This window comes from Bradyrhizobium sp. CCBAU 11386, from assembly GCF_028128955.1.
In the GTDB taxonomy this organism is placed as follows: Bacteria; Pseudomonadota; Alphaproteobacteria; order Rhizobiales; family Xanthobacteraceae; genus Bradyrhizobium.
Genome location: NZ_LBKA01000003.1, coordinates 19451 through 43209 on the forward strand (window position 1 = coordinate 19451; position 23759 = coordinate 43209).

General features: G+C 60.5%; 24 protein-coding genes and 2 pseudogenes. 15 read left to right on the plus strand and 11 right to left on the minus strand.

The window, feature by feature from the left end; all coding sequences use genetic code 11:
• Positions 1–8 precede the first annotated feature (8 nt).
• Both XI09_RS01330 and XI09_RS01335 read left to right on the plus strand, forming a co-directional pair.
• On the plus strand, positions 9–500 hold the full coding sequence (locus tag XI09_RS01330; RefSeq protein WP_202633138.1) for a (2Fe-2S)-binding protein: 492 nt from the start codon (positions 9–11) through the stop codon (positions 498–500).
• Positions 497–2719: a xanthine dehydrogenase family protein molybdopterin-binding subunit gene (locus XI09_RS01335; protein WP_271565347.1), complete on the plus strand. Its 2223-nt coding sequence runs from the start codon at positions 497–499 to the stop codon at positions 2717–2719. The genes XI09_RS01330 and XI09_RS01335 overlap by 4 nt, the downstream gene beginning before the upstream one ends.
• Positions 2720–2903: 184 nt before the next feature.
• Here XI09_RS01335 and XI09_RS01340 read toward each other — a convergent pair whose 3' ends face one another.
• Entirely contained in the window at positions 2904–3608 is a 705-nt protein-coding gene (locus XI09_RS01340) for a TetR/AcrR family transcriptional regulator (protein WP_442869510.1), read from the minus strand.
• 158 nt (positions 3609–3766) lie between these two features.
• Between XI09_RS01340 and XI09_RS01345 the strand changes: the two genes are divergently transcribed.
• The 5 genes and pseudogenes from XI09_RS01345 to XI09_RS45900 form a co-directional block, all read left to right on the plus strand.
• Positions 3767–5017 carry an FAD binding domain-containing protein gene (locus XI09_RS01345; RefSeq protein ID WP_271565348.1) on the plus strand — a complete coding sequence of 417 codons (1251 nt, stop codon included), beginning with the start codon at positions 3767–3769 and terminating at the stop codon, positions 5015–5017.
• Positions 5014–5355 carry a DUF485 domain-containing protein gene (locus XI09_RS01350; protein ID WP_271565349.1) on the plus strand — a complete coding sequence of 114 codons (342 nt, stop codon included), beginning with the start codon at positions 5014–5016 and terminating at the stop codon, positions 5353–5355. Before XI09_RS01345 ends, XI09_RS01350 begins: the two co-directional genes overlap by 4 nt.
• Entirely contained in the window at positions 5352–7010 is a 1659-nt protein-coding gene (gene actP / locus XI09_RS01355; protein ID WP_271565350.1) for a cation/acetate symporter ActP, read from the plus strand. Before XI09_RS01350 ends, actP begins: the two co-directional genes overlap by 4 nt.
• A 37-nt stretch (positions 7011–7047) precedes the next feature.
• Complete coding sequence (locus XI09_RS01360; RefSeq protein WP_271565351.1) at positions 7048–7458, plus strand: hypothetical protein; 411 nt, start codon at positions 7048–7050, stop codon at positions 7456–7458.
• 106 nt (positions 7459–7564) lie between these two features.
• Positions 7565–7749 (plus strand): annotated as a pseudogene (locus XI09_RS45900) (IS110 family transposase); the annotation flags it as partial.
• Positions 7750–8528: 779 nt separating this feature from the next.
• Here the strand turns inward: XI09_RS45900 and XI09_RS01370 are convergent.
• The 3 genes from XI09_RS01370 to XI09_RS01380 form a co-directional block, all read right to left on the minus strand.
• Positions 8529–9119 carry an ATP-dependent DNA ligase gene (locus XI09_RS01370; protein ID WP_271565352.1) on the minus strand — a complete coding sequence of 197 codons (591 nt, stop codon included), beginning with the start codon at positions 9117–9119 and terminating at the stop codon, positions 8529–8531.
• A 398-nt stretch (positions 9120–9517) separates the two neighbouring features.
• On the minus strand, positions 9518–9880 hold the full coding sequence (locus XI09_RS01375; protein ID WP_271565353.1) for a hypothetical protein: 363 nt from the start codon (positions 9878–9880) through the stop codon (positions 9518–9520).
• A gap of 211 nt (positions 9881–10091) precedes the next feature.
• Positions 10092–10514, minus strand: coding sequence for a DUF1127 domain-containing protein (locus XI09_RS01380; protein WP_271565354.1), 423 nt, complete (start codon positions 10512–10514; stop codon positions 10092–10094).
• A gap of 93 nt (positions 10515–10607) precedes the next feature.
• Here XI09_RS01380 and XI09_RS01385 point away from each other — a divergent pair, with 93 nt between their 5' ends.
• Complete coding sequence (locus XI09_RS01385) at positions 10608–12155, plus strand: winged helix-turn-helix domain-containing tetratricopeptide repeat protein (protein ID WP_271565355.1); 1548 nt, start codon at positions 10608–10610, stop codon at positions 12153–12155.
• A 222-nt stretch (positions 12156–12377) separates the two neighbouring features.
• On the opposite strand, the gene XI09_RS01390 is transcribed toward XI09_RS01385, so the two are convergent.
• A complete protein-coding gene (locus tag XI09_RS01390; RefSeq protein WP_271565356.1) occupies positions 12378–13220 on the minus strand; it encodes a Crp/Fnr family transcriptional regulator in 843 nt (280 codons plus the stop codon).
• 388 nt (positions 13221–13608) lie between these two features.
• Between XI09_RS01390 and XI09_RS01395 the strand changes: the two genes are divergently transcribed.
• Positions 13609–13755, plus strand: a complete 147-nt coding sequence (locus XI09_RS01395) for a hypothetical protein (protein ID WP_271565357.1) — start codon at positions 13609–13611, stop codon at positions 13753–13755.
• Here the strand turns inward: XI09_RS01395 and XI09_RS01400 are convergent.
• Positions 13752–13961, minus strand: coding sequence for a PRC-barrel domain-containing protein (locus XI09_RS01400; RefSeq protein WP_271565358.1), 210 nt, complete (start codon positions 13959–13961; stop codon positions 13752–13754). The two genes, XI09_RS01395 and XI09_RS01400, sit on opposite strands and share 4 nt — an antisense overlap.
• Positions 13962–15104: 1143 nt before the next feature.
• On the opposite strand from XI09_RS01400, the gene XI09_RS01405 reads away from it, so the two are divergent.
• Positions 15105–15947, plus strand: a complete 843-nt coding sequence (locus tag XI09_RS01405) for a DUF1194 domain-containing protein (RefSeq protein ID WP_271565359.1) — start codon at positions 15105–15107, stop codon at positions 15945–15947.
• 307 nt (positions 15948–16254) lie between these two features.
• Here XI09_RS01405 and XI09_RS01410 read toward each other — a convergent pair whose 3' ends face one another.
• On the minus strand, positions 16255–17679 hold the full coding sequence (locus tag XI09_RS01410; RefSeq protein ID WP_271565360.1) for an ABC transporter substrate-binding protein: 1425 nt from the start codon (positions 17677–17679) through the stop codon (positions 16255–16257).
• Between XI09_RS01410 and XI09_RS01415 the strand changes: the two genes are divergently transcribed.
• Both XI09_RS01415 and XI09_RS45640 read left to right on the plus strand, forming a co-directional pair.
• Positions 17663–17929 carry a hypothetical protein gene (locus tag XI09_RS01415; protein WP_271565361.1) on the plus strand — a complete coding sequence of 89 codons (267 nt, stop codon included), beginning with the start codon at positions 17663–17665 and terminating at the stop codon, positions 17927–17929. The two genes, XI09_RS01410 and XI09_RS01415, sit on opposite strands and share 17 nt — an antisense overlap.
• A 559-nt stretch (positions 17930–18488) precedes the next feature.
• Complete coding sequence (locus XI09_RS45640; protein ID WP_333939015.1) at positions 18489–18869, plus strand: DinB family protein; 381 nt, start codon at positions 18489–18491, stop codon at positions 18867–18869.
• Positions 18870–19188: 319 nt separating this feature from the next.
• Here the strand turns inward: XI09_RS45640 and XI09_RS01425 are convergent, their stop codons facing one another.
• The 3 genes from XI09_RS01425 to XI09_RS01435 all read right to left on the minus strand — a co-directional run bounded on the left by XI09_RS01425 (position 19189) and on the right by XI09_RS01435 (position 20531).
• Complete coding sequence (locus XI09_RS01425; protein WP_271565362.1) at positions 19189–19383, minus strand: hypothetical protein; 195 nt, start codon at positions 19381–19383, stop codon at positions 19189–19191.
• A 206-nt stretch (positions 19384–19589) separates the two neighbouring features.
• Positions 19590–20087 carry a phasin family protein gene (locus XI09_RS01430; protein WP_271565363.1) on the minus strand — a complete coding sequence of 166 codons (498 nt, stop codon included), beginning with the start codon at positions 20085–20087 and terminating at the stop codon, positions 19590–19592.
• Between the two features lie 255 nt (positions 20088–20342).
• The gene (locus XI09_RS01435) at positions 20343–20531 is read right to left on the minus strand and encodes a hypothetical protein (RefSeq protein ID WP_271565367.1); all 189 of its coding nucleotides are present in this window, start codon (positions 20529–20531) and stop codon (positions 20343–20345) included.
• 39 nt (positions 20532–20570) lie between these two features.
• Here XI09_RS01435 and XI09_RS01440 point away from each other — a divergent pair.
• A pseudogene (locus XI09_RS01440) lies at positions 20571–20734 on the plus strand (ABC transporter substrate binding protein); the annotation flags it as partial.
• 458 nt (positions 20735–21192) lie between these two features.
• On the opposite strand, the gene XI09_RS01445 reads toward XI09_RS01440, so the two are convergent.
• Positions 21193–21624, minus strand: a complete 432-nt coding sequence (locus tag XI09_RS01445) for an SRPBCC family protein (RefSeq protein WP_271565364.1) — start codon at positions 21622–21624, stop codon at positions 21193–21195.
• 281 nt (positions 21625–21905) lie between these two features.
• On the opposite strand from XI09_RS01445, the gene soxC reads away from it, so the two are divergent.
• Positions 21906–23219 (plus strand): sulfite dehydrogenase, encoded by a 1314-nt coding sequence (gene soxC / locus XI09_RS01450; protein WP_271565365.1) that lies wholly within the window; start codon positions 21906–21908, stop codon positions 23217–23219.
• A complete protein-coding gene (locus XI09_RS01455) occupies positions 23206–23742 on the plus strand; it encodes a c-type cytochrome (RefSeq protein WP_271565366.1) in 537 nt (178 codons plus the stop codon). The genes soxC and XI09_RS01455 overlap by 14 nt, the downstream gene beginning before the upstream one ends.
• Positions 23743–23759: the final 17 nt, after the last annotated feature.

The window sequence follows — 23759 nt, forward strand, 5'->3', positions numbered from 1 at the left end:
GCAACATTATGACAACTCTGATAGTCAACGGTGAGAGCAGAACGATCAAAGCAAGCGCCGATACGCCGCTGCTCTACGTCCTCAGGGACGAACTCGGTCTTAACGCCGCAAAGTTCGGTTGCGGATTAGGCCAGTGCGGTGCCTGCACCGTCATCGTCGACGGCAAGGCGATATTCTCTTGCGTGACGCCGGTGATGGTTCTGGAGGGACGTAAGGTGACAACGCTTGAGGGGATCGGGAGCCAGGACGCACCTGGTCCGATGCAACGCGTTTTCATCGAGGAACAGGCCGCACAATGCGGCTACTGCATCCCGGGCATGATGATGCGAGCCCAAGCGCTACTCGATCGCGATCCGCATGCCTCCGACGAGTCGATCAAGGCGGAACTGCAGCCCCATCTCTGCCGATGCGGGACGCACATGCGCATTCTGCGAGCGGTGCGAAGAGCCGCGGATGAATTGCGATCGAAGACTACTGTCGAAGTAAGGACAAGGCGATGACGAGAACGGTTTCGCGTCGCAGTGTCCTGGCCGGCGCCCTCGTCGTCGCCTTCCAAATATCCCGGTCGCATGCACAGACCGAAACCGGTACGGGGGGAGGTCCCTCGAAGCTTGGTTTAGCGGGAGGCCTGGACGATACTCCGAGAATCGACGCCTGGATCCGCATCGACGCTTCAGGCGCAGCCACGATTCTTACCGGAAAGGCCGAACTCGGCCAGGGTCTCAAGACGGCGCTCTTGCAGATCGCTGCCGAAGAACTCAAGCTCCCGTTGAGCAGGCTTTCTCTGATCACGGCCGACACGGGGCGAACGCCGAACGAAGGCTACACGGCCGCCAGCCACTCGATGCAGGATTCGGGCACCGCGATCCGGCATGCGGCAGCCCAGGCGCGCGAACTGCTCCGCGAAGAGGCGGCCCGAAGGCTCGATGTACCTGCCGCCTCGCTGCGGGTGCATGGCGGCGAGGTGTCGGGCGAGGACGGTAGGCGCCTCGGCTTCGGCGAATTGGTGCGCGATCAGCTGCTGGCTGTCGACGCCGGTCAGATATCGCATCTGACCCCTCCGTCAGACTTCACCGTCATGAACCGGCCGGTTCCGCGAATCGACCTTCCGGCCAAGGTGACGGGGGGAGCGGCCTACGTCCAGGATCTTCGCCCGGAGGGGATGCTGCACGGTCGCGTCGTTCGCCCGCCGAGCTATGGCGCAACGCTCCGGGACTGCGATGTGGCGCGTATCGAGCGGATGAGCGGGATCGTCAAGGTCGTGCGAGACGGAAACTTCCTTGGTGTCGTCGCGGAGAGCGAATGGACCGCGGTCCAGGCGATGCGAAACTTGGCGGCCTCCACGACGTGGATCGAGCAACAGGAACTGCCCGACGAGAAGGATCTGCCGACCGCGCTGATGAATCTCCCGTCGCGCGACACGACGATTCGTGACAGCGGAAATCCAGGTAAGCCGGGCATCACGGTCGATGGCACCTTCAGCAGGCCCTATCTCACCCACGGATCGATCGGACCTGCGTGCGCTCTTGCGACGTTCGAGGAGGGAAAGCTCACGGTTTGGACCCATACCCAAGGCGTGTTCTTCCTCCGCGATGCGATCGCCGGCATGTTGAAAATGCAGACCGAAGATGTGCGCTGCGTGCACGCCGAAGGCGCGGGGTGCTACGGCCAGAATGGCGCAGATGACGTCGCGGCCGACGCCGCTATGCTTGCTCTCACTGTCGCAGGCCGACCGGTCAGGGTCCAACTGATGCGCGAGCAGGAACACGCGTGGGATCCGTTCGGGCCCGGCATGGTGGTCAAGCTCAAGGCCACGGTCGGAGCCAACGGCGCGATCGCCGATTGGCACCACGAAGTTTGGAGCCAGTCGCACATGATGCGGCCAGGTCCGCCCGGGACATTGATCGCGGCGCGTCTCAAGTCAAACGCCTTCCCGCCGGCGCCTCCTGTCGCCCTCGCGCAGCCCGAGGGAGGCGGCGACCGGAACGCGATTCCGCTCTACGCGATCGAGAACTGCAAGGTGATCAGCCACTTTCTTCCCGACATGCCCTTGCGCGGCTCGTCAATGCGTTCATTGGGCGGCTATCTGAATGTATTCTCGATCGAGAGCGTCCTCGACGAATTGGCAGTCCGTTCGGGGCAGGATCCCGTTGCGTTTCGGCTCAGGCACATGGAAGATCCACGCGCGCGGTCCGTCATCGAAACGGCAGCTTCGCGTTTCGGGTGGAGCGGACGGAAGAAGCTTTCCGGAAGCACCGGATTCGGGTTCGGCTTCGCCAGGTACAAGAATCTCGAAGCCTGGTGCGCGGTGGCGGTCGAGGTCGAACTCATCCGCTTGAGCGGCGCGGTTCGCGTTCGTCGGGTCGTGGCGGCCGTGGACACCGGGCAGATCGTAAATCCGGACGGCGTCCGCAATCAGATCGAAGGCGGCATCCTGCAGGCGACAAGCTGGACGCTCTTCGAGCAGGTCAGATTCGACCGCACCCGTGTCACATCCGTGGATTGGTCGTCCTATCCGATCATGCGATTCGACAGCGTGCCAGAGAGCGTCGAAGTCCATCTGGTGGATCGCCCGGGCGACGGCTTCTACGGCGTCGCCGAGGCCGCGCAAGGTCCGACGGGGGCCGCGCTGACGAATGCCATCAGGGATGCCTCGGGCGTCAGGTTCTCTCAACTTCCGATCACGTCGGCGAGGATAAGAAAAGCGATTGGTGCGTGATTGGAACGCGAGGCCAGCTCACACGACCGGAGGTGACCCGCTTGGCACCAGCCGCGCTACCGGGCCGAATTAAGCGCGCCAGGTCGGGCCATGGCTTGGATCTATCCATCTTTCGCGTCGCGATCTCACGGCGGCGCTATGGAGATCTGGAACGCCCAGCGGTTGCGAGTTTGCAGTGTCGAGTTCACAATTTCGCCGGCAGAACGGAGCGGATGCCGCCAAGGAACGTCGTCACCTTCGCGTCAATGATCGAATTGACGTCGGCTTCCAGCGGCATGGAATAGATGAACTGACGCACTCCAAGATAGAAGATCGCCGCATGAAGTCCCCATACCATCTCGATCTCGAGGACGGTGGTCGGCACCTCTCGGGTGGACGGACGTCCGTATTCGAACCGGATTTCCTCTATCACCCTTTCGAATGCGCGTTCGCGGAGCATCTTCAGGTAGCGGGCGTTCAATCCGAGATCCTTCAGACCCGCGAACATGAACAGGCGGATCCATTCGTACGTGAGAATGACTTCGGCATACTCGCGGTAAAACCGGGTCAGCCTCATCTTGAGGGGAACGGAACGGTCGGCAATGACCTTTTCCCATGACGGCTTCCAGCGCCCGACAAAGACCTCCTGGTAGACTCGTTCGATGAGGGCTTCCTTGCTGGGGAAGTATCGGTAGAGCAGGGGCTGTGTGATCCGCAGTCGCTTGGCGAGCTCGCGGGTCTGCCCCTCGAACCCATGCTCGGCGAAGAAGGAGACCGCCTCGCGTGCGATGATCGCCTCGCGCTCGGACGGGTCTAGCCGCTGCTGCTCTCGGACGGGTGTTTTGGGACGAGCACCGATGGATTTCTTCACATTTGCTTCTTCGACTGGAGTGCCATTTTCCATAGTCATACACCGTACTCCCAATTCGCCCGGGCCGCCAAAAACGATCACTTTATATTTATCAAACGATAAATAATCGTTGACTCCCGTCAATGCTGTCGCAATAATTGATCAAACGATAAATAACGATCTGACGACCGTCCGATTGCATTGAAGGGAGGCCGCCTATGACCAACGATCGCAGCACAAGCGAAGCGCAGCCGAGAGCGCTTGTGATCGGTGGCTCCATGGCCGGATTGTTCGCGGCGTTACTCCTGCGACGGGAAGGCTGGAGTGTCGACATATACGAACGCATCGGTGCCGAACTCGCCGGCCGAGGCGCGGGGATCGTTACGCACCGCGAATTGTTCGACGTGTTGGGGCGGGCTGGCATCGACACCGAAGCGGCCGCCGTTGGCGTAGTCGTCCCGGGCCGACGGGTGCTCGACCGCAGCGGACGCATCGAGGGCGAACTCGGGCTGCGTCAGGTACTTACGTCGTGGGGTCATCTCTACGGGCTTTTGAGGGCGGCCTTTCCGACTGAGAACTACCATCACGGCAAGAACCTTGTGGCGGTGGCCGAAGTGGGGGGGCGGGTAACGGCGCGCTTCTCCGACGGTTCCAAGGCTTCCGGGGATCTGTTGATCGGCGCCGACGGCATTTTTTCGTCCGTCAGGTCCCAGCTCGCTGCGGAAGTCCGCCCCGGATACGCAGGCTACATCGCCTGGCGAGGCCTGGTCGATGAAGGGGAATTGTCCCCGAGGACCCGCGCGGAATTGTGCGACTGGTTCGGTTTCAGCCTCCCGCCGGGGGAGCAGATGCTCGGCTATCCCGTAGCCGGGGTGAACGAAGAGATGGGCGTCGGCGAGCGGCGCTACAACTTCGTTTGGTACCGCCCGGCCGATGCTGATCTCGGACTGGCCGATCTCCTGACAGACATCGACGGCGTTCGCCACGAACTATCCATTCCGCCGACCCGGATTCGTCCGGAGGTGATCGCCTCGATGCGGCGAGACGCCGAGCGATTACTGGCGCCGCAATTCGCCGAGGTCGTTCGCCTCACGCGTCAGCCGTTCATACAGGCGATCCTGGACCTCGAGACGCCGCGAATGGCGCTCCGACCCCGAACGGTGATCCTGGGCGATGCCGCCTTCGTGGCCCGACCGCACGTCGGAATGGGGGTGACGAAAGCTGCGGGAGACGCGGCCGCCCTCGTCGACGCGCTGCGGGACCATCCAGGAAATCTCTCAGCCGCGCTGGCGAAATTCGAATCGGTGCGGCTCCCGTTCGGCTCGGCGGTCGTTCGTCGGGCGCGCGATCTCGGCGCCTACATGCAGGCCCAGATCGCGACCGCAGAAGAGCGGAGGATGGCGGAACGTCATCGCAGTCCCGAGGCGGTGATGGCAGAGACCGCTGTCACCACGGGAATCGCCGCGTGACAAAGTTCAAGAATTCAGAAAGGGAGGACGACCAACCAATGGATCTGCAAGCCATCCAGAACAATCCGGCGTTCCGACAACTCGCCAGCGAGCGGGCACGCCTCGGCGTCGGTATGTCGGTCGTCATGGCGACCACATACTTCGCCTACATCCTGACCATAGCGTTCCGGCCGGGCCTGTTAGGACATCCGCTCTGGAACGGCACTGTCATCACCTGGGGGGTGCTGATCGGAGTCGGTCTGATCGCCTTGGGCTTCTTTCTCACGGCCCTCTACGTCCGACGGGCCAATTCCCGCTTTGATCGCCTCAGTCAACTTCTGCGGGAGAATCTCCGATGATTGTACGCCCTGCTTACGCGGCTTTCGTCGCTGTCGTATCCGCGGTCATTTCAAGTCCCGCCGCGGCCGATGCGCTGGCATCCACGACGGGCGCGCGGCAATCGCTGAATGCGACCGCGATCGCCATGTTTCTCGGCTTCGTCGCCGTCAGTCTAGGCATCACGTGGTGGGCCGCCAGACGAGGTACGAACACCGCAAGGGACTTCTACGCCGCCGGTGCCGGCCTGAAGGGGGTCCATAACGGACTCGCGATCGCAGGCGATTACACGTCTGCGGCGACCTTCCTGGGCGTTACGGCGCTCGTTTATACGTCGGGCTACGACGGCATGATATACGCCATAGGCTTTCTCGTCGGCTTTCCCATGATCCTGTTCCTGATCGCGGAGCCGCTGCGTAACCTCGGCCGCTATACGTTCGCCGACGTCGCGGCGTATCGCCTTTCCGAGGTGCCGGTGAGGGCGGTCGCCGGCGTCAACACCCTTGTCATCGTGGTCTTCTACCTGATCGCTCAGTTGGTCGGAGCCGGGAAGCTCATCCAGCTACTGTTCGGGCTCCCTTACATCTACGCAGTCGGCATCGTGGGCGTCCTGATGATGGTCTACGTGACCTTCGGAGGAATGCTCGCGACGACCTGGGTGCAGATCATCAAAGCTGTCCTGTTGATGTCGGGATCGGTATTGATGTCAATTCTGATTCTCAGTCACTTTGGTTTCAGCCTAGAGGCGCTCTTCCGGGAGGCCGTAGCACTGCACCCGAAGGCGAGCGGGATCATGGCTCCTGGCGGTCTCGTCAAGGATCCGGTGTCTGCAATTTCCCTCGGATTGGCCCTGATCTTCGGCACGGCCGGTCTACCGCATATCCTTATGCGCTTCTTCACGGTGAGCGACGCCCGTCAAGCTCGAACTTCGGTTCTAGTTGCGACGGGATTTATCTCCATCTTCTACAGCCTGCTTTTCGTGCTCGGCTTCGGCGCAATCGCGATCGTTTCGACGGATCCGCAGTTCCGTGATCCGTCGGGTGGCTTGTTGGGTGGCGTCAACATGGTGGCCCTCCATCTGGCCGACGCCGTCGGCGGGGCGCTGCTGCTCGGGTTCATCTCCGCAGTGGCATTCGCGACCATCCTAGCAGTCGTGTCGGGGTTGACGCTCGCGGGCGCTTCAGCCGTCAGCCACGATCTCTACGCACGCGTCATCCGCAGAGGGCGCGCGAACGAGCGCGAGGAAGTGCTCGTCTCAAAGGCTGCCGCGGTCGCGATCAGCGTTCTTTCGATGGCATTGGGCGTCCTGTTCGAGAACCAGAACATTGCGTTCATGGTGGGGCTGGTCTTCGCGATCGCCGCGAGCGCCAACTTCCCGGTTATCCTTCTTTCGATCGTCTGGCCAAACCTCACGACACGGGGAGCGGTGACCGGTTCGCTCGCCGGTCTGTTGGCATCGGTCGGGCTGGTCGCTCTCAGCCCCGGCGTGTGGACCGCCACATTCAAGCTCGGTGCCGCACCGTTCCCCTATGACAACCCGGCGCTCGTTTCTGTTCCGCTGGCCTTCGTGGTGTCTTGGGTCGTGTCGATGCTGGACCGCAGCGCAGCTGCGGCATCGGTCCGCGCATCGTATGGAGCGCAGCATGTTCGGGCCCAGACGGGCCTGGCCGTCGAATGACGGTTCTCGGCGATCCCCAAACAACGGAGGTGCGATAATGGAAACCACTTTCAAAACGGGCAGGGTCGCTTGGCCCGACGCGATTCAGAAGGAATTCGACACCAATCAGTTCAACGGGCGGGTAGGGACCCGCCTCTTATCGGAAACCGAGCGCGTGCGTGTCTGGGAAATACGACTTGCGCCGGGCGAACGCATCGGCTTTCACCGTCATGTGCTTGATTATTTCTGGACTGCGGTCACGCCGGGGCGGGCGCGGTCATATGCGGAGGACGGAACGATCGTCGAAGCAGTTTACTCGGCCGGTGAGACGCGTCACTTCGTCTACGGAAAGGGCGAGTACAAGATCCACGACCTCAAGAACGTCGGAGATGCGGACTTGTGGTTCACCACCGTCGAATTTCTTGACAGCGCGAACGTGCCGCTGGAAATCGGGACGAAGAATTCGTGAAATGACAGCGGACCGCAGCGCGAGGCGTTCGGTCCGTACGCCCGCTATGGGTTGCCAAACTGTCGGCGCCGTTGGCCATGTCGAGCTCGTCGACATAAACCGGGTCTCGATTGCCGAAGCCGTGCAGCGCGCCCGACGATGAAGTTCGTGGCGACCAAGACCGCGGAGCAACTGGATCTGCAGGCGCTGCATCGGGTGCGCGAGCGGCTGGTGTCGCAAAGCACCGGCAGGCCTTCATGCCTGGAACGCGGGATCGCGGTGCGCCAGGGCATCGGCTTCCCGCGCACAGATGCTGGCTAAAGGACGCGCCTTCGAGCTGACAAGGACCAACGATGCACAGGCGTCCGACCCGCTTGATCCTCGCGCCGTGCTCGGCGCGGTCAAGTGGTGACCCAAATGGCCCAATCGAGGCTTGTCCGCTAATGAGAACGCACGCGCGCTGATATCCATGATGGCCCGGAGAAAATGCTCCAATCAAAGGCCGGATACATTGATGCAAGACCACTTACCACCTGATCGACGAACCTCTTGCTACGCACGGCCGGACCATACATGCCGATCACGGCGATCGCAGTACTGGGTGTCTGGGACATGGCGTGCTCCTTGTCTTGGCGCCCCTGGCCAGCTTATCGCTGGCGGGGCAGAAGCACGGTGCCGAGTTGGATTGGCGTCCGGTTCGCCCCTGACAGCCGACATGACACCCAATCGACCTTCGGCTAGGTGTCTGGTCAGATCCCAAGTCGGCGAACTTCGCCTGGTCGAAGCGCATCTGATTTCACGCGCAGGCGGTGCTGCAAGAGCCTAACGTTTTGCCCGTCGCCAACGACCTGCGCGACCGCTTCGGTCGCCTTCTCAGGTTCGACCGCTGCAACCCAGTATGATCTTTCCCCGTCGGGCGCGATGACCGCGACCATAGGTAATCGGACCATCATCAAGAAATTCCATACTGAAAGTCACAACCATAAGTTTTAGGACTTGCCAAAACAAGACCTGGTCGCAGTTATGGTTAGCGTCGGCGTCTGGTCTCGTGTCTGCAGCGCGACGCGCTGCCCGCCGCGCCAGCGCTGGCGCTAGAACTCGCGGCTCATGGCCGGGTGAGACCCGTTCTTGACCTTGATCCACTCCTTCGTGCGACCGGCGATATAGCGACGATCTCGGCGCTTGGAGACGATGCCTTCGAGGCCGAGGTCGCAGGCGGCGCGAAACAGGTCCGGTCCGATCTCGCCGCTTTCGAACGGCGCGATGAAGATGCCGTCGGGTCGGCCGCGCAGCAGCCGGGCGAGATGGGTCTTGCGCATCTCCAGCGGCAGCTGACGCAGATCCTCGCCGCCGAGCGCGAGGATGTCGAACGCGTACAGCTGCACCTCATCGTCGTGCTTGCGCGAGTGCAGGGCGTTGAAGTCGGAGACGCCATCGACGCCAAGGACGACCGCCTCGCCATCGACCGCGAAGCGTTGCTCGCGATTGCGCAGCGCGGCCTGGACCATCCAGGGGAAGCGGTCGGTCCAGTTGTGGCCGTTCTTGGTGACCAGGCGTACCTGGCGGCCGTTACGCTCAAGGCGCAGACGGTATCCATCGTACTTTATCTCATGGACCCATTCAGGCCCGGCTGGAACAGCCTTGGCTGCAGTTGGCAGGCAGAACTCGAACGCGCGGTGCATGAGAACGAGATAGTCACGCGGCCGCGAATATGCGAATCTCGCTCCCGTTTCAGCATCGGAATTCGTCAGTGAGGAACCGATGACAATTGCGTTGCCGTACCTTGGAATTGCGCTCTGCTGCTCGCTCGCGGTCTGGTTGGTGAGTTTGGTGCTTTAGGCGCAGCCTCAGTGTCGCCAACCATCCTTGTCGACCTCGACGCGGAAGCCCTCCGGCATCCGCGGCGCCTCGCCGTCGACCGGAGCGTTGCAGGCCGGGCAGGGCGCGCCAGCGCCGCCGCAGGTGCATGCGCGCGGGCCATCCCATGGGCGGTCCAGATGGTTCTCGCAAACCCAGCCGAGGTCGTCACAGGTCGTGCACTTCACAGCCGCGCCGCCGTGTGGCCTTTCTCCGGCTGGCATCACGCGGCACCTGGCGGCGGCAGCGCGAGCTGCACGTCGAAGCGCCTGGTGGCGTTGGCGGTAATGAAGTCCTGCAGCGCGGACGGGACCTCTGCGTCGGTATCAGTGGCGCGCTGCGCCAGCGCGTCAGCGACGTCGGACGTGGCGTCCCGTGACCAGCCTTCGCCCGGATTGAAGCACACAATCCGGACCGGATAGGCGTAATCGCCGGACAGGAGATGCCTGAGGATAGTCTCGAGGTCGGTGTCGGTTTCATCGGTCTCGCGCCAGGCGCAGCCGGCGCGGGCGCCGACGTCCTCAAGGACCAGATAGATGTCGCGGTCGAGGCGGTCCGCCGGGACGATCGAGGGCGAGAAACGCATACGCAAACTCCAACACAGACGGGTATCGGAGAGACGACCCCGGCTTCAGGGGCTTCCGGCGGGGAGGGCCGGGGTCGCTCCGCCAGCTCGGGGGGAGCCGGCAACGATTCAAATGCGCCGCGCTCGCGTGGTTCCTGCACCTCACAAACGTCGGCTTACCAACGCAAAGTGGAAGTCTGCCATCTTGAGCGTGATCGGCGGCTTGTGACCCTTATCGGAAGTCGGTGGGCCCAATCTCGCCGTCTACCGTTGGCAGGTATCGGAGCCATTCGCCGGATCGGATCCCTCGCGGGTCAATACCTCGGTGCGAAGCGATGTAGTCGATCTCTCCGCGCGTGGTGCCGATGTCCATCAGCTCCGTGTCGCTTAACTTGGACAGGATGGCGCGCAATTTTTGGCATTCGCGGCGCTCCCGAAAGGCATCCCAATATTTCCAGATGAAGCTGGAGACATGCCGGGTCGATACGGATGTCCGTTCCAGCCACGTTGTGCCGTGCGTCGAGCTCATTGCGAAGTCCCCCTGGGACGGTGTTTCTTCCAGGGCTTTAGCGTTCCCCTGTTGCCACCATGGGTCAGGAGCCGTCACAGCCGGCACGAGGGTGCCGCGAGAGCGGCGGGTATGCTTGACCGGCATCTTACATTTTCCTCACCTGCAGCTTATTCTTGCGATGTCCAGGCCAAAGCGCTACCCGGTTATCGGGGGCTCTCATCCAAGGGGATTCGCATCTTGCGCTATCTCTTCGAGGATTACGCATTCGACCCTGACCGGCGCGAGCTGCATCGCGGCGCGGACGTCGTCTCCATCGCACCACAGGTGTTCGATCTGCTTGATTACCTGATCCGCAACAGGGAGCGCGTCGTCAGTAAAGACGACCTCATCAATGCCGTCTGGAATGGGCGCAGCGTTTCGGATGCAGCACTGACGACCCGGCTAAATGTCGCCCGAAGCGCAATCGGCGATTCCGGGGAGCAACAGCGACTGATCAAGACGTTACCGCGTAAGGGATTCCGTTTCGTCGGACAGGTGCGGGAGGCGCGAGAAGTTGCGGGCTCAAATCCGGGCGATGCGCCCGAGAGCGCTCCTGCAGTTCCCGACAAACCCTCCATCGCCGTGCTGCCATTTGAGAACATGAGCGGCGATCCAGAGCAGGAATTCTTCGCCGAAGGCATGGTGGAAGAAATCATCACGGCTCTGTCGCGCTTCAAGTCGCTGTTCGTCATCGCGCGCAATTCGAGCTTCACCTTCAAGGGCCGGGCGGTCGATATCAAGGAAGTCGGGCGAAGGCTCGGCGTGCGCTATGTCCTCGTGGGGGCTGTGCGGAAGGCGTCGGGGAAAGTTCGCATCACAGGGCAGTTGATCGATGCGGTTGCTGGCGCGCATCTATGGGCGGACAGGTTTGAGCGTGACTTGACCGACGTCTTCTCTCTTCAGGACGAAGTTACCATCGCCGTCGTCTCGGCTATTCAGCCAAAGATGCTTCAAACAGAAATTGCAATGGCGACGCGGCGGCGACCAGAGAACCTCACTGCCTATGACTGTTTTCTCCGAGCCATGCACCAGTATCACCTGACGACCCGCGAAAGTTTGGCCGAGGCGATCAAGCTGGCTCATCGCGCTTTGGAGCTAGACCCGAGGTTCGCCTTTGCGGCGGCTTTGGCAGGTGACTGTCATGCGAGCAACGTCGCTCTAGGCTATGCCAACGATCCCCAGTTCGACTGCAAGGAAGCAGTTCGGCTTGCTCGTTTGGCATTGAGCATCGATGATGGTGATCCGGACACGCTGTCAAGGGTTGCAGTAATCTTGGCGGGCATGGTCGGCGATAGCGAAGCCGAGATTGCAATGGCTGACCGGGCGGTCGCGCTCAACCCAAACTCATGGCGCACTTGGAACAACAGAGGCTGGGTCTATATATTGGCGGGGCTTCCAGAGGAAGCGATGCGGAGCTTTGAACGCGCCATTCGCATGAGCCCCGTAGACCCGCTGCTACACATGACGTTTTTTGGCATTGGGAATGCCCTTATGAGGCTTCGCCGCTTTGACGAGGCGATCGTAGTATTTAAGAAAGCCCTTCGTCACAATCCCTCCTTCATGCCAGCTTACCGCGGCCTTGCGTCCGCCTTTGCCCATCTCGGACGCGACGCTGAGGCGCACGAGGCGGCGGCGTGCGTGCTTGAGATCGATCCCGCCTTTACAATATCGGCGTGGATCGCCCAGGTCCCCAAACACTCAAAGCTGTTTGTTGAGGGTCTTCGGAAAGCGGGGTTGCCCGAATAGCCCGCTGCGCAGGAGGAACGAGGCGATCGAATGACTGCTTCTGGCCCATGAGCGAAGTGGCGACACCTTTCATTGAGGGCCGCTTGGTGGGGTAGAGCGGACTGACTTTGCTCACTCTGAGTTCTTCGCATTTTGCCCCCGAGCGGACGTCGTTGCCTCGCGAGACCTGCACCGCGTCGGGACAGTTCTGTCACCAATAGTGGTGCAATCAAGAGCCAAGTTTCAAGCCGTGCCATCCGCGGCTGGGGTCTGTCGCGCCGCTTTCTCTTGCGCGAGAGTTGCTTCCAGCCGCGAGATGTTTTCCTGGAGGCGCTGGTTGTTTTCCAGCAGACGCTGACTGGTGAGGAGGAGGATGTAGTAGCCGAATTGCTGATTACTTTGAAAGTAGATTTCAAGCAACCTTTCATAAGTTATAGTCAGGACTTGTCCGTCTTCTATGCACTCGACCGTTCCGGTTCGTCGCTTATCGGGCGCAAGGAAGCCAAGTTCTCCCATGAGACGCCCTGGCGGAAGCTCGACGCCGATTTCTTTGACGAGAAACTTCCCGGTGACGGTGAGAAACATTTCGGCCGCCGCATCACCCTTCCTAAATAATCGGTCGCCATGGCGATATCTGCGTTCGGTCATGAACGGTTTGAGCCATTCCATCGACATGTCACCTTGCGTCGCGTTACGTGCCTTCTTAACGAGCCTGAGCAGTTGACGGAGACGAACGGCATTGACCGGCAGCAACAGCAGATAAAGCAGAAAGGTGGCGACGCTTCCGGAAAGCGCGCCAGAGGTTGCGAAGAATGCACAGCCGACCATATTCGCGACCCGCAGCGGCACCATTCTCTGCATCAGCAAGGTAGCGACAAAGAAGATTGCGCCGACCAAGGCAAACATGTTGGCGAGCGTGATGTTGGCCAACACAATTTCCAGCAGCCGATCAAACAGTGCGTCGTAGGTGATGTTGTTGGGATCAAGCCCCATTTGAACGAGAATCTTTGCAATCCTGAGATTATCTGCCGCCGTATCAAGGATGCGGTTTAGTATCGTGGAAAGATCTGCACTGATGGGCTCCATTGGATCATCTCTCACAAAGCGGTCAGTATCCCCCGAATATATCCCGGATATTGATGATCGAGGGGCGATATTGAAGGCGCTTTTTGTTGCGGCGCATGAGTCCGAAAGTGGCCCGAATGCGAAGTTCGAGCCGGATCAGAAATCGTCTGCTTGTAAGGGTAGAACGGAAGCGATCGACCGGCCTCAAAATAGCGGTTTTGACCGTGCGCCCTGAAACCTGCGACGCGCGGGCGTCAAGCTCAAGCCTGTGTACCGAAAACGCAAAGGCGAGGCGCTTCAAACGGCTTGCGGCCTTATGCCCGCTCCACCCAACGCGCTGCGTTTGGAACCGAAACATTTTGTAGCCTGAATGAGTTACTCCCGGGGCTTCGCAAGATGCGAGGCATTCATGAACCCTCTCTCGGCGAGCGACGTGTTCCTTACGGTCGCGATCATGAGCGTCACTTTCCTGACCGAGGTCGGGATTTTCATCTTGATTGGAATGCTCTGTAAGGAGCGCGCGATCCAGGCAGCGCGCAGCAATGCGAAGGTTTAGTTCTCCGGGAACTTGATGGTTGAGACCGGCCATCTTCCATCATGACCTTTGATCGAAATCCGAAGCCCGTGCAGTTCATCCAGCCAAACGTTCTCGACCGTGCCTGCCTTTCCGTCGGTAAGGACGACGGCTTTACCGATCAATTCGGCTTGCGCCTCGCCGAACTCGTTCAGAATATTTGACGCATGGACCTTCACCGATGGCATTGTTCATCCATGAAAGGCCGAGCCGTCTTTGGCTCAATGGCGAGGCCTTTTCCAGCGCTCGGCACTGGGAACGATTGACGGTGAGCCTTCCTCCAATTCGCGGAGCTGGTGAATTTGCTTTTTAAATCTTGTTGGTAGTTCCGGCTCTGGTCTCACCGACGCGCGCAATCTCTCGCCGATCTCTCGAACGATGGCCCGGCTGTTTGTGTGGTCGATGTCGACGCGGCGGGGCATAACAAGCCTCCTTCGGGTAAGAAGCGCCAGCAGCGGAGACCCCGCGCCCTACCTCCCGCAGCTTTCACTTTGCGAGCACGACCGGTAATTCTGGACTGAACTGGAGACCGCCGCTTTTGGCTATCTGCGCGAGCGCTTGTTCTGAGAACAGCGGGTCTTTCGTAACGACCTTGGCTATCTGCGACATGCGCCGTGTTGTTACCGGCGAGCGGCGGTCTCACGCTTCCAAAGTCCTGACCGAAGCTTTCGTTCCCCGATCTTTGGTCGCGACGCCGTTCCGGACGGAATGGGGAAACAATTGGAGCGCCGGCCGACCTATTGAGGAACTTGCCGCGTGGACGTGGAGTAGATCCGGGCCCACTTCACCGCGCCCGAACGGATTGACGAGGATGCCTGCCGGACGGCGCGCAAGCGTGCGTTCCAAGGGCTAGGGTCAAACAGCGCTCTCGGAACCATTTCTCGGCGTGTCCGGTTAGTTCATGGGGTCGATGGAGGAACCATCGCCATGAGGATCGAGTATTTTGCTGCAATTGCGATAGCGGCCTTTGCCGTTGGTACTGGACTTGCGGTCCATTCTGTCGGCTCGCTGCCGCCCGAAAAGCAGTCCACGCCTGCCGTCGCCCAATTGGCGACCCGGCTAGTCGAGTCCGTGGATCCGTTTTTGCATCGGTCCGGGAGCTAACGGCCAGCGCAACTCAAAACGCCTTGGCGAGGCTGTCCTGCCTGAAGGCCGGGCATTCAGACGATCTGGCACTGGCAGCCGCTGACTTCGTTCCTGCACCACAGCGAATAGCCGAGCCGAAACGTCTCCGCCTCGATTGTTGCGAACGTGGACGACAATTGCATGTTTCCGCTTTTCGGGGCGCTTTTTGGGTGTCACCATGCTCGTGAAAGGACGGGAGGGCCGCCATGCGCTGGTGTGTCTCGGTCGGGGCGGTGCTTGTTGCGGGGACGATAGTCGGAGGTGACGTTGCTGGCATTGCCGCGCCGAGCCCGAAATCTCGATTCGCCGACACCAAACACAATGCATCATCCGTCAATGTCGAGCTCGTGATCGCCGTCGACGTCTCCTATTCGATGGATATGGACGAACTTGCCATTCAGCGCGAGGGCTATGCACAGGCCATCGTGTCGAAAGACTTCCTTCAGGCGCTGAGGGCCGTTCCGGGCAGCAAGGTGGCCGTGACCTATTTCGAGTGGTCAATGTCAGGCGACGAGAAGATCATCATTCCCTGGCGCGTGATCGACGGCCCGGAATCGGCGGATGCGGTGGCCGCCGAGATCATGAAAACGCCGGTTCGCCGAGGTTCGAGTACCTCGATTTCCGGCGCGATCAATTTCGCACTGCAGCTGTTCGAAGAGAACCCGTATCGCGGGTTGCGGCGCGTCATCGACATTTCCGGCGATGGGCCGAACAACGACGGAGCCCCCGTAACCGGCGCGCGCGACGCTGCCCTGGAGAAGGGCATCATCATCAACGGCCTCCCGATCATGGTGAAGGAGCCATCCCTTTTGACGATCGATATCGAGAATCTCGATCTCTATTACGAGGACTGCGTGATCGGAGGGCCGGGCGCCTTCATCATGACGATCAAAGATCGCGAAAAATTCCAGGAAGCGATCCGGACCAAGCTTGTTCTCGAAGTTGCGGGCCTCACGCCAGAGAGCGGGATCGTCCCAACCGCCGAGAAAGAGCCCCGTGTGCCCTGTCTGATCGGCGAAAAAAACTCGCAGGAGCGCGTGCGGCGGTGAGTGTCGAGACAATCATTCAGAGCTGCCGGACGAACAAACTTTAGACAGCGGTTCATCATGGTCGCAGCCAGCGCCCACGCTCCGGGGCTTTAGAGGTGCTAACGTCCGTTCATGGCCCATCGCGTCAATTGATGCGTCGCACCGATGTGTCCGGAATCAGGGGTGGACCGGAAGTAGCCTGCCCATGGTCAAAAGGGCGCTCGTGACCCCTACCGGACATTGGCAATCACGTATGCCGACCGGGCTCACCGCCACCTCGGCAGGATTGGCTGGATTAGCGCGCCGGCGCTCTTTGTGAGCGGACCATCTACTTGTCGAGCCAGACATCCTCCATGCGCCAGCTGTTGAAGGTGCTGTTGACCATGATCGTCAGGCCCTTGACATAGGGGCGCTCGCAGGTGCCGCCGCGGCGGTAGAATATGATCGGCCGCACATTGTCGTTGGCCAGCTTGCGCTCGATCGTCCATAGGATCTGCTTGCGCTTGGCCGCGTCACCCTCGCGTGATTGCGCCTCGATCATCTTGTCCAATTCGGGATTGCAATAGTTGTCCCAGTTGAGGTTCGAGCCGCAGCCGTAGAACTGCTGCACAATCGGGTCGGGATCGGGCCCCGCCGTCTGCACGTTGAGCGCGACCGTGTATTCCTTTCGTTGGATCTTCGGGAAATATTGCGCCGTGTCGACGAGGTCGAGTTCGCCGTCGATGTAGATCTGCTTGAGCTGACCAATCAACAGCACCGCTGGATCGCGATACATCGACCAGTCACGCGTCGTCACTTTGATCTTGAGCCGGTTGTCGGGGCCGTAGCCGAGTTTTCGCACCAGGGCGAGCGCCTCTTCTCGGTTCTTCTGCACATCGAGGCCGTACCCTGGCAGCTCGGCGATCTGTTCCGGGGGCATGCCCCACAACCCGGCCGGAGGTGGCTGCAAAATGCCGCCGATCTCGCCTTCGCCCTGGCCGAGCGTGTCGATATAGCCCTTGCGGTCGATGGTCAGCGACATCGCCCGCCGCAGATCGGGATTATCGAACGGCGGCCGGACACGGTTGATCAGCAAGTGGGTGCTAAGGGTGCCGGGCGACAGCTCGCACACCGCGTCCGGCACTCGCTTGCGCATCTCCTTATAGCGGGGAACTGAAAGTTCAAACGGGAATGTCATATCGAACTTCCCGGAAACAAATGCCAGGTCCGCAGTCGAGGGCTCTTGGATGATGGTGTATTCGATCCCGTCGAGATACGGCCGGTCCTTCTTCCAGTAATCCGGGTTGCGGGTGACTTTTATGCCTTCATTGGGCTTGAACTCGACAAATTTGAACGGGCCGGTACCTATCGGCTGCTGGCGCATCTGCGTCGCTGTGATGTGGCACGGATAGATCGCCCCGAATCCGCCGGCAAGCAGCATCGGGAAAGCTGGCTGCGGCCGTTTTAGTTTGAAGGTGACCTCGTAATCACCGTTGGTCGTTACGTCGCTTAGGTTCTCATATCCGCTCTTGCGCGGGTTGAGCCGCAGCTTGTCGGGCTGCTTGTCGAGCAGCAGGTCCCAGCTGCACTTGACATCGGCGGCGGTGAACGGCTTGCCGTCATGCCATTTGACGTCCTGACGCAGCTGGAAGGTCAGCGCGGTGTCGTCCTCGTTCCACGACCAGCTTGTCGCCAGATCGGAGACTATCGTGTCGAGGCTGACCTGCGGCTTGTGCTGGTCGAACACGATGAGATTGTTGAACACGCCCATCATCGGCATCTCGGCAACGATGGTCGACGTCTCGTGGATCGACATGTTGGCCGGGCTGGCCGGGCTCGCGAGCCGCAGGATGCCGCCGCGCTTCTGCGCCCAGGCCGGATGGCCGGCGGAAAGCGCCAACAGCAGTGAGCCCACGGCAATGCAACGCAAGGACTGCTTCACCATATTGTCCTCCCTGTGCTCGTGGCTCGGTCGCCCCAGGAAAGCGGTTACCAGCGAGATACCGCGCCCCCTAGAAGCGTGATCAACTCCCGCCGCTTCATTCGATCACCCATCGACGCGGCTGCCCGTGAAATCGCCGCCCGGCTCTGGCCGGCCGGAGGAGTATTCTACACCGAAGAGCACGAGGGCGGGGGGCGTCGGGCCCCGACGCGTGCCCTGGCAGCGTAGCCTACTCGGCCATCTGGATGGCCATCGCCGGTCACGCACGGGAGGTCGGCTACTGGCCCTTCGCGACATATTGCAGCGCCGCGCGATCTCGGTCGCTAACGGGGCATAGCGGAAATTGAAGGGCAGCCGTCTGTTGGCGAGGGCGACGCTGATGACCCATTTCGGACTTCGCGAGGCTTCGTTTCTTCTGCTTCCCGGTCTGTCCGGTGGCCGACACGCCATGAATCGTGATGCGTCTGGGGGACACGGATACAAGCCAAGTCGGCCTCGGCGTGCCTTCCCCGATTAGCGCTGGGGCCGTTTTCGCACCGGCTAGCCAGAGCAAAACGGCCCACTCGCGAAACTGAAAAGGCCCGAGGTCGGAACTTTTTTCTCGGCTTCTTCTTAGTTCGTCAGGTCATCTCGGCTTCAAGCTGCTTGCTGCTTACAACCGTTGGGCTAACCCCCGACTTTACGCGGCAGCTCTTGACCTATCAGAACTGTCATACCGCCTTCACACCGGTGTCTACTTCGGTAGCCTCCACGGAACGCTGAATCATCTGCTGCTGACCGACAGGCTTTGGTTGAAACGATTGACCGGTGAAGGCGACCTTCCAAACGATCTCAATGCAATCTTGTATGAAGACCGCATCGAACTAACCAAGGCTCGTATCGCAGAAGACAATCGGATGGTCGAGGTCACCGGAAAGTACGATGAAACAGCACTGAGAGGTCTTCACAGTTACAGAACCACATCTGGAATGCCACAGTCTCAGGTTCTCGCGGATATTCTGCTGCATCTATTAAATCATTAAACTCATCATCGCGGCCAAGCGCATGCCTGTCTCTCCATCCTTACTGGTGGCGAGCCGCCGTCGTTGGACTTGTTGGCCTTTCAAAGAGGCGGTCCAGCGCCAAACCTCGAAAAACTAATTGCCAACAAACCAGCGGATTGGAAGAAAGACAAAGTGCGCGACAACCGCCGTGGGCCGAAGTCGCGCTCGCAAAGGGATTTGCGCTAGCGGTTGCCTCGCCTTTTCCATCACCCGTTCATTCAACCCGGCAAGAACTCCGCTCTCAGCAACAGCGGGATTCTGGTTTAGGCTCAGCAACGCTGACGTCAGGGAGCCTGCGCTACGACGGCGCGATCCGGATGCCCGGCTCATCGACCCAGGCTTCCCGCGCAAACCACGCGTGATCGGTGCGGCAGATCGGACAACGTGTGCGCGAGAAAAATACCGCGCGGCGCCCAAAGCTCTCGCGATCAGTCTTGATGCCGGTGGGAATCACGTGTCCGGTTTGCGGACATTTGACCATGACCATACCCATGTTGCCTCCCTCGCAATTGGTCTTCATTGCATTTGCAGAAAAGTACCGGCCGGTTGGAATGCGCCTCTTGTCGGTGCGGTTACTTGGGGGGCATGCACCTTGTTGATCGAGCACGGCCAGTGGGGGCTGCATGCTCGCTGCTGGGCTTGTTCCAACCGGCCGGATCCCTCCTCAAACGAACCCTGGACGTGAATTGAGTGCGCTTTCTAGCCGGTTGGGTGGAGAACCTTGGTGAGGTGCTTCCTGATCGGCTCACCCGTTTCCGTCGCAAGCTTCTGGGCAAGCGCCCACAATTCCTTGTTCTGGTCGGATGCGGTGTTGAACGCCTTGCGCGCTTGCGCCTCGGACAAGGCGAAGACATCGGTCGGTGACTTGCTGCCGAAGAGATGGACGAAGAAATCGAGCGCAGAGGCGGCATTGGCGTTTGAGATTTCGAACACCTTGAGCCCGTAGTCGGTCGCACATCTCGCATTGCCCGAATAGGACTCGCGCAGCGCTTCCGTCATTTCCTCCGACGCGGCCTTGACCTTTGCGTAGCCTTCCCGTGCGCGGGCGAGGCCCTGTTCGGCAAGTTCGCCGCTCACGCCAGGCAAGGCGATCTTCGAGAAGTCCAGCAACGGCATCCCGAAAACATTCGTTCCGTTCGGCGTGACTTTCATTTCGCTTTCACTCACGACAACATCACCTTTCTCAAGCGAAAGCATTCCCCGCAACGCAGGCTTGCGTCACGAGAGCTCACGCTCTGTGTTCGATCAGATTTTGGATGAGCCTTGATTTAGCCCCGACCCGATACGACTTTGTTCTAAGAGAAGCGGGACTGTCGGTTCGGTTTGCGACTCTCGCTCAAAATTTTCTTGAGATTGTCAACACAAACGAAAGTATATCTGGGGAGTACTGTGCATAACAGGGATATCCCAAGGAGTGGGAAGTTCCTTCCTCAGCGTCGTTGCAAAGGAGCCCTAGCTGCGTTGTGACGGCCATCTGACCGAGCCGCCTGCCCAAACAAAAACCCCGGCATCGCTGCCGGGGTTTTGCATTTCTTGAAAGTCGCCGCCTTGAGAGGCTGGATCAGAAGTCCATGCCGCCCATGCCGCCGCCCGGAGGCATGCCGCCGGCGCCTGCGCCTTCTTCGGCAGTTCGGCGATCATGGCTTCGGCCCCGATGCAGCCGATCTGTTCCGCCGTGCAGGCGGATACGTCGATAAGATCCTCAAAGGCGCGCCAAGCCTTCCGATCTGCCGGTAGAGCAGCCGACCAAATTCGAACTAGTGATCAACCTGAAGACTGCCAAGGCGCTCGGACTCACCGTGCCGACCTCGTTACTCCTTCGCGCTGATGAGGTGATCGAATAGCAATTCATGTCCGTTGGTGGCCCTTCGCGACATATTGCACCGCCACAGGACCTCGGTCGCGAACGGGGCATAGCGGAAGCTGACGAACTGCCGTGTGTTGCAGAAGGCGACACTCGTGACCCAAGTGAGACATCGCGGTCACTGGCACCTGCCTGGTAACGCAGGTTGGCTCGTCAGTCGTTGAGAACTGCCAAGTGGACCCAGCGAAGGCGCTCGGAGTCGGCAACAACGTCGATTTCGACGATCCCTGCCTGCGCGATGGTGAAGCCCACAAAGCGCCGTCCACGCGGAGCTACGACGACTCCCCACGGCTCCGTTCATGAGCGGGCTGTGCGAACCAGCCACGTCCCCGAGAAGATTGAGCGCCTCGTCGGCCATGCCGGCGCACCATCGACCTCTCTATGCGCCCAGAGGCGCGGCACCGCGGTCGGTTTTGAACACGACGTCCCGTTTTGCGGTTACGCGCCGCGCTCGAGCAGCTCCTTCAGCTTTTGCTCGTTTCTCGGCAGCTGCCTTCGCACTTGCCGGAGGATGAGCGGAGCAAGCACCCTGGCGATCCCGTGGGCTTCTAATTCGAGGGCGATCGTTACGCGCGACCGCTTGCCGTCATCGAGTGGCTCAACTGTGCCTTTGGCAATCGCTGTGAGCGGGCCGCCAACACCGCGCACCGTCCACGTCCTCGGAGGGTTCAGTTCGGTTATCTCCTCCGTCCTCTGCAACTTTCGCGGACCGAGCCGCCGAGTCACCACGGCTTTCAGTGGGGCGTCGCCTTCCCGGCGTGCCGATACGACGCCCCCCTGCCATTCGGGGAAATGCGAAAAGTCCGTCGCGTATAGGAAGACGTCTTCGGGCCGACGGGATATCTCAATGCTCTCTACGATCGTTGCCATCTCTTCCTCCTTTGCTCCGATCTCCTGCGCATGGTGCCGGGCCGGGGCGCTGAGCATCCGTCGCCGAGGCCGCAAGTCGAGCTGGCGGAGGCACGCCGGGTCAGCAAGGGTGTCGTACTCGTCTGGGCCGATGGGCTCATCTCCTTTTCGCTCATGCTCTGGGCCTTCGCATCGTACTCCTCCGATCACCCGGCGGATAGCCGGACGCCCCGAACTGGTCATTGCGGGCGAGAGAAAGTCAGTTCTATACTCTCAAGACGCCGACAGCTGAGGAGGCGGTCATGCCCAAAGGCATCCGTCATCCTTCGGGGGATGCTGTAGCTGGAAACGGTCTGATTGACCGGCGTGCACTTCTCGGGCAGGGCGTCGCTATAGCAGGCGCGCTCAGCACGGGCGTCGGGGCCTCGCTGACAAGCGCCGCGGCCGAGCCACTCAAGGATGATCCATGGAGCCTCGAGCCCGGTTCGAGCATCAAATCGTATGAGCTGCCGTCTCGGTTTGAGAAGAACGTCGCCCGAACGCTGAACAACCCCGACGGCCTGCCATTCGTTCAAACTGCGCGTACCCCGCATCACATGCTAAACGGAATGATCACGCCGAATGGCCTGCATTTCGTGGTCGCCTATGGCGGCCCGCCCGACATCGATCCGGATAAACACCGCCTCGTGATCCACGGCCTCGTCAAACGCCCCTTGATGTTCAAGCTTGAGGCACTTGCGCGCTATCCGATGGTGTCGCGTATCAGCTTCCTGGAATGCGGCGGCAACAGCGCACCGCTGTTTTCCCCCCAGCCGTTGCAGGGCAACGTTCAGGCACTGCACGGCCTCGCGTCTTGTGCTGAATGGACGGGTGTGAAACTCTCCACCCTGCTCGAAGAAACCGGCATTGATCCGAAGGCGAAATGGTTCATCGCCGAAGGCGCGGACGCGCCTCACCTGACACGCAGCGTGCCCGTGGCGAAGGCCTTGGACGATGCCATGATCGCCCTCTATCAAAATGGCGAGCGCCTTACGCCGAGTAACGGGTATCCGGTGCGCCTGCTGTTGCCCGGCTACGAGGGCAACATGAACGTCAAGTATCTGCGGCGCATCAAGCTCGTGGCGGAACCAGCCATGGGCTTCTGGGAGACCAAGACCTACACGCAGCTTCTCCCGAACGGCGAGGCATACCAGTTTTATTTCCTGCAAGAAGTCAAATCGTTCATCACGCAGCCGTCTCCCGGAATGACCCTAAAGCAGCTCGGCCTTTACCAGATTTCAGGTGTCGCATATTCCGGCACCGGCCGTATCGCCAGGGTTATGGTTTCGGCCGATGGCGGGCAGAGTTGGGCCGAAGCGGCGCTGCAGGAGCCGGTATTGGCCAAGGCTTTCACCCGTTTCCGCATGGCTTGGCATTGGAACGGTGGCCCTGCAATACTTCAAAGCCGGGCCTGGGATGAAGCAGGGAACTTCCAACCCACACGCGCCGAGTTCGTAGCTCAGCGCGGCGAGTTGAAGAATGCCCCACCGATCGGGGCGTTTCCCAACCAGCACTTCAACGCGGTCACTAGTTGGGCGGTCGACGCCAAAGGGCAGATCAGCCATGCCTATACATAGAATTTTCGTCTATAGCGCTTCGTTGGTGTTCGCTCTGAGCATCAGCGTAGCGTTCGCCGACGGGCCCAATCTTGGCACGCCTATCGACCCCGCCGACGTCGCGGCTTGGGATATCAGCGTTATGCCTGACGGCTCCGGCCTGCCGGCAGGAAGCGGTACGCCGGCGCAAGGCGAGCCGATTTACGCGGAAAAATGCGTCGCCTGCCACGACAAGGACGGCAAGAACAAATTCGGTTTTTCACCACTGTTCGGAGGCGGCAAGATCACCGACATATCGGCCGGGATGAAGACCATCGCGAACTTTTGGCCTTATTCCACGACGCTCTTCGACTTCATTCGTAGAGGGATGCCGTGGCAGCAGCCCAAGTCACTCACCGACGACGAGGTCTACGCTCTGACCGCGTTCATCCTGGCGAAAAACAAACTCATAGGTGAGACCGACACGATGAACCCCGAGACGCTGCCCAAGGTGCGGATGCCGAACCGTGGCGGCTTCATCATCCGTTTCCCTGATAAAATTTAAGTTGGAATGTCGGCTCG

Coding starts and splice junctions, on each gene's coding strand:
- XI09_RS01330 (WP_202633138.1), top strand. CDS start 9: ATGACAACTCTGATAGTCAACGGTGAGAGCAGAACGATCAAAGCAAGC.
- XI09_RS01335 (WP_271565347.1), top strand. CDS start 497: ATGACGAGAACGGTTTCGCGTCGCAGTGTCCTGGCCGGCGCCCTCGTC.
- XI09_RS01340 (WP_442869510.1), bottom strand. CDS start 3,608: ATGACTATGGAAAATGGCACTCCAGTCGAAGAAGCAAATGTGAAGAAA.
- XI09_RS01345 (WP_271565348.1), top strand. CDS start 3,767: ATGACCAACGATCGCAGCACAAGCGAAGCGCAGCCGAGAGCGCTTGTG.
- actP (WP_271565350.1), top strand. CDS start 5,352: ATGATTGTACGCCCTGCTTACGCGGCTTTCGTCGCTGTCGTATCCGCG.
- XI09_RS01360 (WP_271565351.1), top strand. CDS start 7,048: ATGGAAACCACTTTCAAAACGGGCAGGGTCGCTTGGCCCGACGCGATT.
- XI09_RS01370 (WP_271565352.1), bottom strand. CDS start 9,119: ATGCACCGCGCGTTCGAGTTCTGCCTGCCAACTGCAGCCAAGGCTGTT.
- XI09_RS01375 (WP_271565353.1), bottom strand. CDS start 9,880: ATGCGTTTCTCGCCCTCGATCGTCCCGGCGGACCGCCTCGACCGCGAC.
- XI09_RS01380 (WP_271565354.1), bottom strand. CDS start 10,514: ATGCCGGTCAAGCATACCCGCCGCTCTCGCGGCACCCTCGTGCCGGCT.
- XI09_RS01390 (WP_271565356.1), bottom strand. CDS start 13,220: ATGGAGCCCATCAGTGCAGATCTTTCCACGATACTAAACCGCATCCTT.
- XI09_RS01395 (WP_271565357.1), top strand. CDS start 13,609: ATGAACCCTCTCTCGGCGAGCGACGTGTTCCTTACGGTCGCGATCATG.
- XI09_RS01400 (WP_271565358.1), bottom strand. CDS start 13,961: ATGCCATCGGTGAAGGTCCATGCGTCAAATATTCTGAACGAGTTCGGC.
- XI09_RS01405 (WP_271565359.1), top strand. CDS start 15,105: ATGCGCTGGTGTGTCTCGGTCGGGGCGGTGCTTGTTGCGGGGACGATA.
- XI09_RS01410 (WP_271565360.1), bottom strand. CDS start 17,679: ATGATGGGCGTGTTCAACAATCTCATCGTGTTCGACCAGCACAAGCCG.
- XI09_RS01425 (WP_271565362.1), bottom strand. CDS start 19,383: ATGGGTATGGTCATGGTCAAATGTCCGCAAACCGGACACGTGATTCCC.
- XI09_RS01430 (WP_271565363.1), bottom strand. CDS start 20,087: ATGCTTTCGCTTGAGAAAGGTGATGTTGTCGTGAGTGAAAGCGAAATG.
- XI09_RS01435 (WP_271565367.1), bottom strand. CDS start 20,531: ATGATCGCCGAACTGCCGAAGAAGGCGCAGGCGCCGGCGGCATGCCTC.
- XI09_RS01445 (WP_271565364.1), bottom strand. CDS start 21,624: ATGGCAACGATCGTAGAGAGCATTGAGATATCCCGTCGGCCCGAAGAC.
- soxC (WP_271565365.1), top strand. CDS start 21,906: ATGCCCAAAGGCATCCGTCATCCTTCGGGGGATGCTGTAGCTGGAAAC.
- XI09_RS01455 (WP_271565366.1), top strand. CDS start 23,206: ATGCCTATACATAGAATTTTCGTCTATAGCGCTTCGTTGGTGTTCGCT.